The sequence below is a fragment of the Streptomyces atratus genome, assembly GCF_040655115.1.
GTDB lineage: Bacteria > Actinomycetota > Actinomycetes > Streptomycetales > Streptomycetaceae > Streptomyces > Streptomyces atratus_D.
In genome coordinates this window covers 341,035-357,133 of sequence record NZ_JBFAJH010000001.1, presented here as the reverse complement: position 1 = coordinate 357,133, position 16,099 = coordinate 341,035, and the positions used below count along the sequence as shown (strand labels likewise).

Here is a 16,099-nt window from a genome sequence, read left to right as displayed (position 1 = left end):
CGGTGGCTGTGCGGATCGGCCGACCCCGAAGGGTGCAGCGTCCCCACCGTCGCGCGCCGCCTCCGACGCGGCCCGCGTGGCCGTCATGCCGGACGGCCGCGTCACCGAACTCGGCCGCCACGACAACCCGGTGGCGCCCGACGGCACCCGCACCGCCCTCCGGCATCCCTCGCACGGCGAGCCGCTTCCGCTTCCTCCTTCCCGTCCTTGCGAACCGGTCGGAAGCTGCCGCGACTCGGCCACCGCGCGGCGCTTTACTTGGCCTTTACTGCACGACACGGACTGGACCGTTCAGAACAAGCCACATTTCAAGACACTTTCGGCCGGTGGCCACGACCCCGTGCCGAACTGGCCGTTCGAACCCCGTGCGTTCGTGCTCAACTCGGGCCTGCTCCCCGAAATCGGCCGCTCCGGGCCCTGGACACCTCCACGGTGACAACCGATGAAACGTCCGCTTAACGGACATGACCTTTCTGGCAACGGACGAATTCTGGCCAACTTGTTGACGCGGTCCTGACAGGAGAGTCCATCTGCTGCCACTCTTCCCCCGTTCTGCGCACCGCCTGCTCTGCCCGGTCGGCCCACCCAGCCGCCGGTACCCCCCTCGCAGAAGGAGTCCGCGTGAGTTCCACGCCCAGCCGTCGCGCCACCGCGACCGGCGCTCTGATAGCCGTAGCAGCCCTCCTCGCCGTAGGAGTCCAGACGGGCACGGCAACTGCCACAGCCGGCGGCTCCGCCGCTCCCGCCCCGGTCGCCACCAACGCCAAGCATGGCGCGCTGGCCAAGCAGCTCTCCCCCTCCGCGCGTGCCGAACTGATCCGCGAGGCCAACGCGAGCAAGGCGGCCACGGCCAAGGAGCTCGGTCTCGGCTCTCAGGAGCAGCTCGTCGTCCGGGATGTCATCCAGGACAACGACGGCACCACGCACACGCGCTACGAGCGGACCTTCAGCGGGCTTCCGGTCCTCGGTGGCGACCTGATCGTCCAGGAGTCCAAGGCCGGTAGGACCGAGAGCGTCACCAAGGCGTCCAAGGTCACCTCTGCGCAGCTGAAGGCCGTCGGCACCGCGGCCGACATCGCCCCGGCCAAGGCCGAGACGCAGGCTCTCGGCGCGGCCAAGGCCGCCGGTTCCAAGAAGACCGTCGCCGACCGGGCACCGCGCAAGGTGGTCTGGATGGCCCAGGGCAAGCCGCAGCTCGCCTACGAGACCGTCGTCGGCGGGCTCCAGGACGACGGCACCCCCAACGAGCTGCACGTCGTCACGGACGCGTCCACCGGTGCGAAGCTCTACGAGTGGCAGGCCATCGAGACCGGTACCGGCAACACCCAGTACAGCGGTCAGGTCACGCTCGGCACCGCGCCGTCGTACACGCTGACCGACACCGGACGCGGCAACCACAAGACGTACAACCTGAACCACGGCACGTCCGGCACCGGAACGCTCTTCTCCGGCTCCGACGACGTCTGGGGCGACGGCACTCCGCAGAACGTCGAGACCGCCGGAGCGGACGCGCACTACGGCGCGGCCTTGACCTGGGACTACTACAAGAACGTGCAGGGCCGCACCGGTATCCGGGGCGACGGCGTCGGCGCGTACTCCCGCGTCCACTACGGCAACAACTACGTCAACGCGTTCTGGAGCGACAGCTGCTTCTGCATGACCTACGGAGACGGCAGCGGCAACGCCAAGCCGCTGACCTCCCTCGACGTGGCCGCGCACGAGATGACGCACGGTGTCACCTCGGTCACCGCCGGCCTGGTCTACAGCGGGGAGTCCGGCGGTCTCAACGAGGCGACCAGTGACATCATGGCCAGCGCGGTCGAGTTCTACGCCAACAACACCACCGACAAGGGCGACTACCTGATCGGTGAGAAGATCGACATCAACGGCAACGGCACCCCGCTGCGTTACATGGACAAGCCGAGCAAGGACGGCGCGTCCAAGGACGCCTGGTACTCCGGCATCGGCAGTGTGGACGTCCACTACTCCTCGGGTCCGGCGAACCACTTCTTCTACCTCCTCTCCGAGGGCAGCGGCGCCAAGACCGTCAACGGCGTCTCGTACAACTCCCCGACCTCCGACGGCCTGCCGGTGACCGGCATCGGCCGCGACAAGGCGGCGCTGATCTGGTTCAAGGCGCTCACCACCAAGTTCAGCTCCACGACGAACTACGCGGCCGCTCGTACCGGTACCCTCGCCGCGGCCGGTGACCTGTACGGCACGACGAGCGCCGAGTACAAGGCGGTCGCCGATGCCTGGGCCGGCGTCAGCGTCGGCTCGCGCTCCGGTGGTGGCACCGGTGGCACGGTCTTCGAGAACACCACCCGCATCGCCATCCCGGACGGCGGCGCGGCCGTCACCAGCTCGGTCAACGTCACCGGCGTCACGGGCAACGCACCCAGCACCCTGCAGGTCGGTGTGGACATCACCCACACCTGGCGCGGTGACCTCGTCATCGACCTCGTCGCACCGGACGGCACGGCCTACCGGCTGAAGAACTCCTCGATCTCCGATTCTGCGGACAACGTCCAGACGACGTACACCGTCAACGCGTCGTCCGAGGTCGCCAACGGCACCTGGAAGCTGAAGGTCCAGGACGTCTACGCGGGTGACACCGGCACCATCAACAGCTTCAAGCTGACCTTCTGAACCCAGCACCGCGTTCCGCGCACGTGATGCGGTAGTCCCGCCCGGGAGGAGCCCCCATTCCTCCCGGGCGGTTCGCCGTGCGGTGAGCTGCGTGTGGTCTCCGCAATGGGTGAGAAACCTCCATTCACCTCATGAACACGACAACGCGTGCGTTCGGAGGACGAAGAGGCCCGGCACCTCGCAGGTTGCCGGGCCCCGGAAAAGGACGGGTGGTCAGCGCATCAGTACGCCCGCGCCGTCGCCCGTCGCCTCCGTCGGCAGCGCGACCAGGCCGAGCTCCGCGCTCGTTGCCAGGAGCGGGTGAGCGGGAAGCACCCGCACCGTGTAGCCGTAGGGGCCCGTCCGGTCGAGGGCGAGCAGTCCCTCGTACAGCCAGCGGCCCTCCAGGTCCTGGCCTCCGGCCGGCTTCAGCGGGAAGACCTGCGCGTCCGAGATCGCGTCGGCGGAGTCGACCCGCCCGGCCACCGCCTGCACCTCCACATCGTCCGGCTCCAGTGCTCCGAGAGCGATCCGGACACGCAGCGACAGCGTCGCCCCCAGCTCGGCCGAACCGCCGACCGTACTGGGCGCCACGGCCTCCACGTGGTCGACTGCGACCCGTGGCCAGGCGGCACGGACCCTGGCCTTCCAGTCCGCGAGCTCCCGCGCCGTGGCGGCGTCCAGGGAGCGATGGGCGAGCGCGGCGGGGGCGTACAGCCGCTCGACGTACTCACGCACCATGCGTCCTGCGAGGACCTTGGGGCCGAGCGTGCCCACGGTGCGGCGGACCATCTCGACCCAGCGCCCGGGAAGTCCGTCGTCCCCCCGGTCGTAGAAGCGCGGTGCCACCCATTCCTCGAGCAGCTCGTAGAGGGCATTCGCCTCCAGCTCGTCACGACGGTCCTCGTCCGTCGCGGACCCGTCGGCGGTCGGGATCGCCCAGCCGAAGTCGGGTTCGAACCACTCGTCCCACCAGCCGTCGAGCACGGACAGGTTGAGACAGCCGTTGAGCGCGGCCTTCATGCCGCTCGTGCCGCACGCCTCCAGAGGCCGCAGCGGGTTGTTGAGCCAGACGTCGCAGCCGGGGTAGAGCTTCTGCGCCATGGCCATCCCGTAGTCGGGCAGGAAGACGATGCGGTGGCGGACCCTGGGGTCGTCGGTGAACCGGACCAATTCCTGGACCAGCCGTTTTCCGCTGTCGTCGGCGGGGTGCGCCTTGCCTGCGACGACGATCTGGATCGGCCGCGTCGGGTGGAGGAGCAGTTCCATCAGCCGGTCGCGGTCACGAAGCATCAGGGTCAGCCGCTTGTACGAGGGCACGCGGCGGGCGAAGCCGATCGTCAGCACATCCGGGTCCAGCACGCCGTCGATCCACCCGAGTTCGGCCGGCTCCGCACCACGCGTGCGCCAGGAGGCGGCAAGCCTCGTGCGGACCTCGGTCACCAGCTGTTCGCGCAGCGTCCGCCGCAGATCCCAGATTTCGCGGTCCGGGATTCCGGCCGCCGCGTCCCAGCGTCCCGGCGTGCCGCCGTACCGGGCTCGCAGCCCGAAGATCTCGGGGGCGACCCAGGTGGGTGCGTGAACACCGTTGGTCACCGAGGTGATCGGCACCTCCGCGGCGTCGAAGCCCGGCCACAGTCCGGCGAACATCCTCCGGCTGACCGCCCCGTGCAGGGTGGAGACGCCGTTGGCCCGCTGAGCGAGCCGCAGGCCCATGACCGCCATGTTGAAGAGGGTGGGCTCGCCGCCGGGATACGTCTCCATACCGAGCTGCAGGATCCGCTCGACCCCGACACCCGGCAGTTCGCCGTCGTCGCCGAAGTGACGGGCGATGAGCTCCCGGTCGAAGCGATCGATTCCGGCAGGCACCGGGGTGTGGGTGGTGAACACCGTGCCGGCCCGGACCGCCTCGACCGAGGAGTCGAAATCCAGCCCGGTTCCGGAGAGTTCACGGATGCGTTCGAGACCGAGGAAACCGGCGTGCCCCTCGTTGGTGTGGAAGACCTCCGGGGCCGCGTGCCCGGTGAGCCGGCAGTAGGTCCGCACCGCTCGTACGCCGCCGATGCCGAGCAGTATCTCCTGCAGCAGCCGGTGTTCGCTGCCACCGCCGTACAGCCGGTCGGTGACCTCGCGCTCGCCGGGCGCGTTCTCCTCCACGTCGGAGTCGAGCAGGAGGAGCGGGACGCGGCCGACCTGGGCCTGCCAGATGTGGGCGTGGAGCGAGCGGCCGCCGGGAAGGGTCAGTACCACTCGGCTCGGTGATCCGTCTGCCTCGCGCACCAGGGTGAGCGGCAGTTCGTTCGGGTCGAGGAGGGGATAGTGCTCCTGCTGCCAGCCGTCGCGCGACAGGCTCTGCCGGAAGTAGCCGTGCCGGTAGAGCAGGCCGACCCCGACGAGGGGCACGCCCAGGTCGCTGGCGGCCTTCAGATGGTCCCCGGCGAGGATGCCGAGTCCGCCGGAGTACTGCGGAAGGGCTGCGGTCACGCCGAATTCGGGCGAGAAGTACGCCACGGCGGCGGGCAGTTCCGCACCCCGCGCCAGTTGCTCCTGGTACCACCGCGGACCGTCGAGATACTCCTGGAGGGCGGCGGACGCCTCGGTCAGCCGGTGCAGAAACTGCTGGTCCCGGGCCAGCTCGGCGAGGCGCCCGGCGGAAACGGCGCCGAGCAGACGTACGGGGTCGGAGTCCGCCGCCCGCCCGCCCTCCGGGTCGACGGCTTGGAAGAGCTCACGTGTCTCGGTGTGCCAGGACCAGCGCAGGTTGCGGGCGAGGTCGCTGAGCGGTTGAAGGGGATCGGGGAGGACAGGACGCACGGTGAATCGACGAATGGCCTTCACGTATTCCACCTTTGCAGGGGAGTTGCGAATCCGAGGGGACGCACCACGGTGTGCGCCGCTCCGTCACCCTCGACGGTAACGGTGTGCCCTGCTCCGCAACCACGGCGCGCGACCGGCTCACAGCGATCGGCACCCGGTGAGCCGCCCGCCCCCGGCTCCGTCCCCCACCGTTGGTTCCGGCGCCGTCGCCCACCGCGGCTCCGGCGCCGGATCAGCGGCCCCCTGCGTACCGTCCGCCCCACCGCCCCCTCTCGGTAGATCGGTGCTCATCCGCCACGGGCGTTATGGCCGATTCCACCCCCTCGGGCAGCCTTGTGGCCCTTCACGGCACAGGGAAGGCTGCCCAGTGGCGTGTACGGGGGTCGGGTCGGGGAAGGACCGGCCGGCCTTCGACGCGACTCCACGCGACGCGCACCACGTCGAGGAGGAGGTTTCGGTTCATGGGCCCGCCACGGCAACGCCCACGACCGGCACAGGACGATGCGGACAGGCACAGTCGAGGCGCCCTGGCGCTGCCTCGAAGACGGGTGAGGACGGTCTCCACGAGCCTCCGCGCACGGGGCGGAGCCCGGCGCCTTCAGACCTTCACCGCTACGCCCGAGTAGTTAACAAACCACCGGATTGGCCCCCCGACAACCGTGGGAAGGCTTCTGCGGTACACAGCCCGAATCCGGCACGAATGCGGATCATCTGCGATCCGGCAGCGGCTCGTACGCAGTCCGTACACGTCCGGTGTGCATCCGGTACTCACCCGCGCACCACACCCGCACCCCAGCCATTCGAGTGCCATTCGAGTGAACGCGGACAGGAGCGGCCATGCTCACACCCCATCAGCCGTCAACGGAGCAGCTAGAAAGGACGGACCCCCACAGACGCGGCGTACGCACTCATCTCTCCACGCCCGCACCGCGCCCCGTGCAGCCCGAGCTCCAGTCCCCAGGTGATTCCATGATCGGTCGCATTCCCGTCCTCGACGTCCGTCCTCTCGTCGATTGCGGCAGAAGGCCCGCCAAGGCCGTTGCCGGTGAGACCTTCCAGGTCACGGCCACCGTCTTCCGTGAGGGGCATGAGGCGGTCGCCGCCAATGCCGTTCTGCGGGATCCGAGCGGCCGCCCGGGTCCGTGGACGCCGATGCGTGAGCTCGCTCCCGGCACCGACCGCTGGGGCGCCGATGTCACGCCGGACTCCGAAGGGCGCTGGACGTACACGGTCGAGGCCTGGAGCGATCCGGTGACCACCTGGCACCGGCACGCACAGATCAAGATCCCTGCGGGGATCGACACCACGCTCGTCCTGGCGGAGGGCGCCGAGCTGTACGAGCGGGCCGCCGGGGGCGTACCCAAACGGGACGGGCGTGAGGCGGTGCTGGCCGCGGCCGACGCGTTGCGCGACGAGTCACGTCCGGCCGCCGCCCGGCTGGCCGCCGCGCTCGCTCACGAGGCCACCGCCGCGCTCGCCCGCCACCCTCTGCGCGAGCTGGTGACCGCGGCTCGCCCGCTCCCTCTCGTCGTCGAGCGCCGACGGGCCCTGTTCGGTTCCTGGTACGAACTGTTCCCGCGGTCGGAGGGCGCCAGGTTCGAGCCGGCCGAGCCGGTGAGAGCGACGAAGAAGGGCAGGGCGGGGAAGGCGGCGGAGCATCCGCAGGGGCACCGGGGCAGGATGGTCAGCGGCACGTTCCGTACTGCCGCCGAGCGGCTTCCCGCGGTTGCCGCCATGGGGTTCGACGTCGTCTATCTGCCACCCATCCACCCCATCGGGACCACCCATCGCAAGGGCCCGAACAACTCGTTGTCAGCCGATGCCCACGACGTGGGGGTGCCGTGGGCGATCGGCTCGGCCGAGGGCGGTCACGATGCCGTCCACCCCGAACTCGGCACGCTCGACGACTTCGACCACTTCGTCGAAACCGCCCGCGCCCTCCGCATGGAGATCGCGCTGGACTTCGCGCTCCAGTGCTCCCCCGACCATCCGTGGGTGGAGAAACATCCCGAGTGGTTCCACCACCGCCCGGACGGCACCATCGCGCACGCGGAGAACCCGCCCAAGAAGTACCAGGACATCTATCCGATCGCCTTCGACAAGGATCCGCGGGGGCTGGTCGCGGAGACCGTCCGCGTCCTGCGGTTCTGGATGGACCACGGGGTACGGATCTTCCGCGTCGACAATCCGCACACCAAGCCGGTGATCTTCTGGGAGAAGGTGATCGCCGACATCAACCGCACCGACCCCGACGTGATCTTCCTGGCCGAGGCGTTCACCCGCCCCGCGATGATGCACGCGCTCGCCACGGTCGGTTTCCAGCAGTCGTACACGTACTTCACCTGGCGCAATACCAGGCAGGAGCTCACGGAGTACGTCACCGAGCTGGCCGGTGACGCGGCCTCCTACATGCGGCCCAACTTCTTCGTGAACACCCCGGACATCCTGCCGGGCTATCTCCAGGGCGGCGGACGCCCGGCCTTCGAGGCGCGGGCCGTGCTCGCCGCGACACTCTCGCCGTCCTGGGGCGTGTACGCGGGGTACGAGCTGTGCGAGAACACCCCGGTGCGGGCCGGCAGCGAGGAGTACCTGAACTCGGAGAAGTACGAAATCCGGCCCAGGGACTGGGAGTCGGCGGAGCGCGAGGGCCGTTCCCTGGCTCCGCTCATCACCTCGCTCAACCGGATCAGGCGCCGTCACCCCGCACTGCAGCAGCTGCGCGACGTGCACTTCCACGCCGCCGACAACGACGCGCTGATCGTGTACAGCAAGCGTTCGGGTTCGAACATCGTTCTGGTGGTCGTCAACCTCGACCCTCACCACACCCAGGAGGCCACGGTCTCGTTGGACATGCCGCACCTCGGCCTCGACTGGCACGAGACCGTGCCGGTGCGCGACGAGCTCACCGGCCACACCTATCACTGGGGCAGGACCTGCTATGTGCGTCTGGAGCCGGGCGTCACGCCCGCGCACATCGTCGTCCTGCGACCGTCCCCGCCGACCGGAGGGTCACCCACACCATGATTGTCAATGAGCCCGTCCACGACCTGTTCGAGGACACCCCGGCCAAGGACCGCGATCCCGACTGGTTCAAACGCGCCGTCTTCTACGAGGTCCTCGTCCGGTCCTTCCAGGACTCCAACGGCGACGGCATCGGCGATCTCAAAGGCCTCACCGCCAAGTTGGACTATCTGCAGTGGCTCGGCGTCGACTGCCTCTGGCTGCCGCCGTTCTTCAAGTCGCCTTTGCGCGACGGCGGATACGACGTCTCCGACTACACCGCCGTGCTGCCGGAGTTCGGCGATCTCGCCGACTTCGTGGAGTTCGTCGATGCCGCTCACCAACGCGGGATGCGCGTGATCATCGACTTCGTCATGAACCACACGAGCGATCAGCACGACTGGTTCCAGCAGTCGCGCAGCGATCCCGACGGGCCGTACGGCGACTACTACGTCTGGGCCGACGACGACAAGCAGTTCCCGGACGCGCGGATCATCTTCGTCGACACGGAGACGTCCAACTGGACCTTCGACCCGGTGCGCAAGCAGTACTACTGGCACCGGTTCTTCTCCCACCAGCCGGATCTCAACTACGAGAACCCGGCGGTGCAGGAGGAGGTCATCTCCGCCCTCCGGTTCTGGCTGGATCTCGGTATCGACGGCTTCCGCCTCGACGCCGTGCCGTATCTGTACCAGCGGGAGGGCACCAACTGCGAGAACCTGCCGGAGACCCACGAGTTCCTCAAGCGGGTGCGCAAGGAGATCGACGCGAACTACCCGGACACCGTGCTGCTCGCCGAGGCCAATCAGTGGCCGGAAGACGTCGTCGACTACTTCGGTGACTTCCCGGCCGGCGGCGACGAGTGCCATATGGCGTTCCATTTCCCGGTGATGCCGCGCATCTTCATGGCCGTGCGCCGCGAGAGCCGCTATCCGGTCTCGGAAATCCTGGCGAAGACCCCGGCGATTCCCTCCGGTTGCCAATGGGGCATCTTCCTGCGCAACCACGACGAGCTCACGCTCGAGATGGTCACGGACGAAGAGCGCGACTACATGTACGCGGAGTACGCCAAGGATCCACGGATGCGGGCCAACATCGGCATCCGGCGGCGGCTCGCATCCCTCCTGGACAACGACCGCAACCAGATCGAGCTGTTCACAGCCCTGCTCCTGTCGCTGCCGGGTTCCCCGATTCTGTACTACGGGGACGAGATCGGAATGGGCGACAACATCTGGCTGGGCGACCGGGATGCCGTACGCACCCCGATGCAGTGGACGCCCGACCGGAACGCGGGATTCTCCTCCAGCGATCCGGGGCGGCTCTACCTCCCCACGATCATGGACCCGGTCTACGGCTACCAGGTGACCAACGTCGAGGCGGCGATGGCCTCGCCGTCGTCGCTGCTGCACTGGACACGGCGGATGATCGAGATCCGTAAGCAGAATCGGGCCTTCGGTCTGGGGTCGTACAACGAACTGCCCTCCTCGAACCCCGCGGTGCTCGCCTTCACCCGTGAGTACAAGGACGATCTCGTGCTGTGCGTGCACAACTTCTCGCGGTTCGCGCAGCCGACGGAGCTCGATCTGCGGTCGTTCAACGGGCGTCATCCGGTGGAGCTGATCGGCGGGGTGCGCTTCCCCGCCATCGGTCAGTGGCCCTACCTGCTGACTCTCGCCGGACACGGGTTCTACTGGTTCAGGTTGCGGAAGGACACGCCACCGATCTGATGCGGCGGCACTTTCGCGCATACCCAGCGGGGCGGTTTCCGCCGCCCCGCACGGGGCAATCTCCCCCACATCGAGCTCTTCAGGGATTCTCTCCCCGAATGCGCCAAGGCGCTTCAAAGTTCGTCGGAGTTCTTCGGAGTCCGACGGGGGCCTCAGGGGGCTTCGGGGGTTCTGGAGCCCTGCACGTCGAGTCCGTACAAATCTTCCTGACCCGACACGTCCCGCACAGCCGGACAGCTATTGCCGCAATCCGGGACACTCTTCGCATCCTGTGGTGTGCCCGGGGAAAGGACGCGATGCCATGTCGAAGGCTGCATCCACTCGGGTCGCCCTCGCCAACAGCACAGCACTACTCCCGTCACTCGCCCCACTGCTGCATGAGTGGCTGCCCCGGCAGCGGTGGTTCGCAGGCAAGGGACGGCCGGTCACGGCCTTCTCCCTCGTCTCGGCGACCGAAATACTGCCGGTGGATACCGAATCCGCAGGGAACAGCTCCGGCAGCGGGCCCGGGCTGCTCCATCTGCTGGTCCGGGTCCATCAGCCGTCCGTGCCGACCCAGCCCCCCGACGACTGCTACCAGATGCTGCTCGGGGTGCGGGCCACGCTGCCACCACGGCTCGCCCCCGCCCTCATCGGCCATGTGAAGGGAGGTCCACTGGCCGGCCTGGCGGTCTACGAGGGGCTGCACGATCCGCGGCTCGCCGAACTTCTGCTGGAACGGTTGCGCACCCCCGGGACCCTCGGCCCCCTCCGTTTCGACCGGGGCGCCGCCCCCATCCCCGCCGGGCTCGCCCCGCGGGTGCTCGATGCGGAGCAGTCCAACTCCTCGCTCGTCTACGGCAACGCCTACATCCTGAAGATCTTCCGCAGGGTCTTCCCGGGGACCAATCCCGATCTGGAACTGCCGCTCGCCCTCTCCCGGGAGGGCTGCGGTCGGGTGCCGGAACCCGTCGCCTGGTTCGAGGCGACAGCATCGGAGCCGCTCACCCTCGGCGTTCTCCAGCCGTTCCTGCGGGGCGCGGAGGACGGCTGGCAGCTCGCGCTGCGGGCCCTGGCCACGGGCCATGACTTCACCCGTGAGGCACGCGCACTCGGACGCGCCACCGCCGAGGTGCACACGGCACTCGCCACCGCGCTGCCGACGCCCGTGCTGCGCCGCTCCCAGACCGAGCATCTCGCCGCCGGGATGATGGAGCGGCTGGAGGCGGCTGCCCACGCCGTACCGGCGCTGATGCCGTACGTTCCCGGACTGCGTACGGCGTTCGACGCCGTTGCCGCACCGGGGCACAGGGGCCGCGACTGGGCCGCACAGCGTGTGCACGGCGATCTGCATCTCGGCCAGACCCTGCGCGCGGCCGACGGCTTCTGGTCACTGATCGACTTCGAGGGCGAACCGACGCGCCCCCTTATGGAGCGCCGCCGTCCGCAGCCTCCGGTGCGCGACATCGCGGGCATGCTCCGTTCCTTCGACTACGCGGCCCGCTCCCACCGGCCCTGGAACGCCGAGTGGGCGGCACACTGCCGGACTGCCTACTGCGACGGGTACGCGGAGGCCGCGGGCGTCGATCCGCGCAGCGAACCGGAGTTGTTGCGGGCCCATGAGACGGACAAGGCCGTGTACGAGGTGCTGTACGAGGCCCGGCACCGGCCCGACTGGCTGCCGGTGCCGATGGCCGCGATCCAACGTCTGGCCGCCGCCGTCGACTGATGCGCCACACACCGCCCGCTTCCGGCCACTGCGGCGTTCCCCCACCCGTCACGCCCCGCCCGCCCCGATTCACCCACACCCCCCGAGGAGGCTGTCCCTGTGACCGCCCGCAAGCCGTCCCACAACGCGCCCGATCCCGCCGCGGCCGCGGCGCCCCCGCCCGTCGAGCCCGCGCCGCCGGAGCCCGTCGCGACACCCGCAGCCGCCGTGACTTCTGCCCCCGCCGCGGCCGCCGCGACCCCATCGACACCGGAAGCGACTCAGGCGCCCGCGGCACCGTCAGCATCTGCGGGCCCTTCGGCGTCAACGGCTGCCCCCACCAAGCGGAAGAAGACCACGGAGAAGCGGACCGCTGCCGCACCGCCCCGTCCGCGGCGCGCCGGCGGTGGGGGCCGCGGGGTCCGGCCGGTGCGTGCCCTCGACGACGGGGACCGCGGTCGGCTGCTCGCCGGTGAGCACCACGCACCGCACGATCTGCTCGGCGCGCACATGGTCCGCGGCGGTGTGGCGCTGCGGGTGCTGCGTCCGTTCGCGCGTTCCGTGACCGTGCTCGCCAAGGGGCTGCGGGCGGAGCTTCACGACGACGGCGACGGGCTGTTCTCCGGGCTGCTGCCGATGCCCGCCGTCCCCGAGTACCAGCTCCTGGTCGGCTACGAGGACAACGAGATCGAGGTCCAGGACCCGTACCGCTTCCTGCCCGCGCTCGGCGATCTCGATCTGCATCTGATCGGCGAGGGGCGGCACGAGGAGCTGTGGACGGCCCTCGGTGCGCGGCCCATGGAGCACCAGGGGGTCACCGGAACACGGTTCACCGTCTGGGCGCCCAATGCCCGCGGGGTCCGGGTCGTCGGGGACTTCAACTACTGGGACGGCACGGGCTTCCCGATGCGTTCGCTCGGTTCGACCGGCGTCTGGGAGTTGTTCCTTCCCGCCATCGGGGAAGGCGCGCTCTACAAGTTCGACATCTGCCGGCCGGACGGTTCCCACACGGTGCGCTCCGACCCGATGGCCCGCCGCGCCGAGGTCCCGCCCGCCACCGCCTCGATCGTGACGGCCTCGCACCATGAGTGGCGGGATCAGGACTGGATGGCGCACCGCGGGGACGTACCCCTGCATGAGGCGCCGTTCTCGGTGTACGAGGTGCATCTTCCGTCCTGGCGGCCGGGTCTCACCTACCGCCAGCTGGCCGAGCAGCTCCCCGCCTATGTAAGGGATCTGGGATTCACGCATGTGGAGCTGATGCCGGTCTCCGAGCATCCGTTCGGCGGCTCCTGGGGCTATCAGGTCACCGGTTTCTTCGCCCCGACCTCGCGGATGGGATCGCCGGACGACTTCCGGTATCTCGTCGACGCACTGCACCGGGCCGGCATCGGCGTCATCGTCGACTGGGTGCCCGCGCACTTCCCGCGTGACGACTGGGCACTTGCCGAATTCGACGGCCGTCCGCTGTACGAGCACTCGGACCCGGCCCGGGCCGCGCACCCCGACTGGGGCACGCTCGAATTCGACTACGGCCGCACCGAGGTGCGCAACTTCCTGGTCGCCAACGCCACGTACTGGTGCGAGGAGTTCCACATCGACGGGCTGCGGGTCGATGCCGTCGCCTCGATGCTCTACCTGGACTACTCGCGCGAGAACGGTGATTGGGCTCCGAACCAGCACGGCGGCCGGGAGAATCTGGATGCCGTCGCCTTCCTCCAGGAGATGAACGCCACCGTCTACCGGCGCAATCCGGGCGTCGTCACGATCGCCGAGGAGTCCACGGCCTGGGACGGCGTCACGCGCCCTACACATCATGTCGGCCCCGGCGGCTTCGGCGGACTCGGCTTCGGGCTGAAGTGGAACATGGGCTGGATGCACGACTCCCTGGAGTACGTGTCGAAGGAACCGGTGCACCGCAAGTACCACCACAACGAGATGACGTTCTCGATGGTGTACGCGTACAGCGAGAACTACGTGCTGCCGATCTCGCACGACGAGGTCGTGCACGGCAAGCAGTCGCTGGTCAGCAAGATGCCCGGCGACTGGTGGCAGCAGCGCGCCAATCACCGGGCGTACCTCGGTTTCATGTGGGCCCACCCGGGCAAACAACTCCTCTTCATGGGGCAGGAGTTCGCCCAGGGCGCGGAATGGTCGGAGAGGCACGGTCCGGACTGGTGGCTGCTCGACCCGTCGTACGCGGCGGAGAGCGACCACCGGGGCGTACGCACCCTGGTCGGCGACCTGAACACGGTGTACGGCAGCACCCCCGCGCTCTGGCAGCGCGACACCGTCCCGGAAGGCTTCGACTGGGTGGACGGCGGTGCGGCCGAGGACAACGCCTTCGCTTTCCTGCGCTACGACGCGCATGGCTCGCCGCTTCTCGCCGTCAGCAATTTCTCCCCGGTGGTGCGGCACGACTACCGCATCGGCGTCCCGGACGTCCTCGGTGATCAGGTCGCATGGGTGGAAGTCCTCAACACGGACGCCGCACGGTACGGAGGCAGCGACGTACACCATCCCGGTCCGCTGAAGCCCGATCCGGTGGCCGCGCACGGCCGGCCCGGCAGCATCCTGCTGACGCTGCCGCCGCTGGCGACGGTCTGGTTCAAGCCGGTCTGAGTCCACCCCCGGGACCCGCGGCCGGCTCCAGGTTGCGGGCCCCGCACCATGCCCGCTCAGCCGCCGAGCGCCTCGATCGCACTCGCCCAGGAGTCGGCACCGTGGCCCTTGGCGATCGCACGGTCGGAGACGGCCTTGATCGCCTCCAGCTGGGAGGTGTCCAATCCTCTGCTGCGGGTCGCGTGAAGCACGTGATCGACGTCGGCGGTCGTCACGGCGAGGTTGGCGCCGGCGCCGTTGTACTGCTTCGCTTCGATGTCGGCCGCCGTCCCGGCCACGATGGGCGGCAGGAGCCCTTCCCGGTCGCATGATCACACGGTGCTACGCTGGCGGCGCCTCAGCGGATGCGCGGAGCGCCTTGGGATGGGCCAGTGGGGGTGCGTGTCGCGGCCGTTCATCGTCACGGTTCGCCCTGATCCGCTGAACGTTGGCGGCGGGCCTTCCGGCGATCCGCCCCGTGCGGATCCGTAAGAGACCGCCGACCGGCCCGTGGGAGGCTGCGTGTCCGTCACTGCCCCTGGGGCGCACGGCGACATACTCAGGATGCGCCCACTGCAGTCCCTCGGACTCTCCGCGACCGCCGAAGCCGCCTACCTCGCGCTCGTGGAGTACGGTCCGCAGACCCTGGCCGAGCTCGTCGGACGGTGGGGACCGGTCGGGTCGCCCGTCGAAGAGCTCCCGCAGGCGATCGACGAACTCACCCGCATCGGCCTGGTGTCGCGCGCCGGCGACAGACTGACCGCGCAGCCACCGCGCGCGACGCTCGAGGCCGTCGCCGAACGGCGCGCACGCGAAGCCCGGAACGCCTACGAGAGTGCGACGCTCCTGTCGCGGTTCTGGTTCGACCACACCTCGGGATCGGACTACGTGGAGGTCGTCGACACCTCCTCCAGACCCGATGCGATCCAGCGGCGGATCCACCGCGAGGCCGCGTCGGAGGTGCGCGCTCTGTCAATCGGGCCGGCGGGTGGAGGCGAGCGTGTACCGGAGGTGGACACGGAAGCGTTGGACGCCATGTCCCGCGGGATCGTCTACCGGGTGGTATACAGCGCCAACATCCTGCAGGTGCCCAAGGCGCTGGAGGCGGCACACGCGTGCGTCGCCCGCGGGGAGCAGGCACGGGTCTTCCACGATGTCGCGCTGAACGCACTGGTCTGCGACGACCGTCTGGCCGTGCTGTCCGTCACCGCACCGGACCGGGTGGGACACCACAGCGTGATCGTCCACCGGTCGGGCCTGTTGGACGGGCTTATCGGAGTCTTCGAGTCGTACTGGCGGATGGCCGTCCCGCTTCCTTCCGTCCGCGAGGTCGTCGACCTCGAGACCAGTCGGAGAAACGACGCGCGACAGCTCTTGAACTACCTCGGTGCCGGGCTGACCGATGAGTCGATCGCCCGTGAGCTCGGGGTGAGCGAGCGGACCGTGTCCCGACGCATCGCCCGACTGCAGGAGGTGTTCGGCGCCCAGACCCGGTTCCAGCTCGGTGTCCAGGCCGGCCGCCGCGGCTGGTTCTGAACTGCAGCCCTGTCCAGGGACCGCAGCCCTGGCGAAGCGCTCCCTCGCATTCTGTGCCGGCATGCCGCTCTCGCCCGCCACCCGCCCGGGGCGGGCCGACCCG

Annotated in this window: 8 protein-coding genes; 6 read left to right on the top strand and 2 right to left on the bottom strand. The window is 69.3% G+C overall.

From position 1 onward, the window contains the following. Window positions 1-621 precede the first annotated feature (621 nt). Window positions 622-2,649: a M4 family metallopeptidase gene (locus AB0I23_RS01655; RefSeq protein WP_359105871.1), complete on the top strand. Its 2,028-nt coding sequence runs from the start codon at window positions 622-624 to the stop codon at window positions 2,647-2,649. Window positions 2,650-2,862: 213 nt separating this feature from the next. On the opposite strand, the gene glgP is transcribed toward AB0I23_RS01655, so the two are convergent. Further along, window positions 2,863-5,466, bottom strand: a complete 2,604-nt coding sequence (glgP, locus tag AB0I23_RS01650; protein WP_359105868.1) for an alpha-glucan family phosphorylase — start codon at window positions 5,464-5,466, stop codon at window positions 2,863-2,865. A gap of 948 nt (window positions 5,467-6,414) precedes the next feature. On the opposite strand from glgP, the gene AB0I23_RS01645 reads away from it, so the two are divergent. The 4 genes from AB0I23_RS01645 (at window position 6,415) to glgB (ending at window position 14,481) form a co-directional block, all read left to right on the top strand. Further along, entirely contained in the window at window positions 6,415-8,469 is a 2,055-nt protein-coding gene (locus AB0I23_RS01645; RefSeq protein WP_359105865.1) for an alpha-1,4-glucan--maltose-1-phosphate maltosyltransferase, read from the top strand. Further along, window positions 8,466-10,172, top strand: coding sequence for a maltose alpha-D-glucosyltransferase (gene treS / locus AB0I23_RS01640; RefSeq protein WP_359105862.1), 1,707 nt, complete (start codon window positions 8,466-8,468; stop codon window positions 10,170-10,172). The genes AB0I23_RS01645 and treS overlap by 4 nt, the downstream gene beginning before the upstream one ends. Window positions 10,173-10,473: 301 nt before the next feature. After that, window positions 10,474-11,880, top strand: a complete 1,407-nt coding sequence (locus AB0I23_RS01635) for a maltokinase N-terminal cap-like domain-containing protein (protein ID WP_359105860.1) — start codon at window positions 10,474-10,476, stop codon at window positions 11,878-11,880. A 99-nt stretch (window positions 11,881-11,979) separates the two neighbouring features. Next, a complete protein-coding gene (gene glgB / locus AB0I23_RS01630) occupies window positions 11,980-14,481 on the top strand; it encodes a 1,4-alpha-glucan branching enzyme (RefSeq protein WP_359105857.1) in 2,502 nt (833 codons plus the stop codon). Between the two features lie 56 nt (window positions 14,482-14,537). Here the strand turns inward: glgB and AB0I23_RS01625 are convergent, their stop codons facing one another. Then, window positions 14,538-14,762 carry a hypothetical protein gene (locus AB0I23_RS01625; RefSeq protein ID WP_359106231.1) on the bottom strand — a complete coding sequence of 75 codons (225 nt, stop codon included), beginning with the start codon at window positions 14,760-14,762 and terminating at the stop codon, window positions 14,538-14,540. Between the two features lie 262 nt (window positions 14,763-15,024). Here AB0I23_RS01625 and AB0I23_RS01620 point away from each other — a divergent pair, with 262 nt between their 5' ends. Beyond that, window positions 15,025-15,996 (top strand): helix-turn-helix transcriptional regulator, encoded by a 972-nt coding sequence (locus AB0I23_RS01620; RefSeq protein ID WP_359105855.1) that lies wholly within the window; start codon window positions 15,025-15,027, stop codon window positions 15,994-15,996. Window positions 15,997-16,099 lie beyond the last annotated feature (103 nt).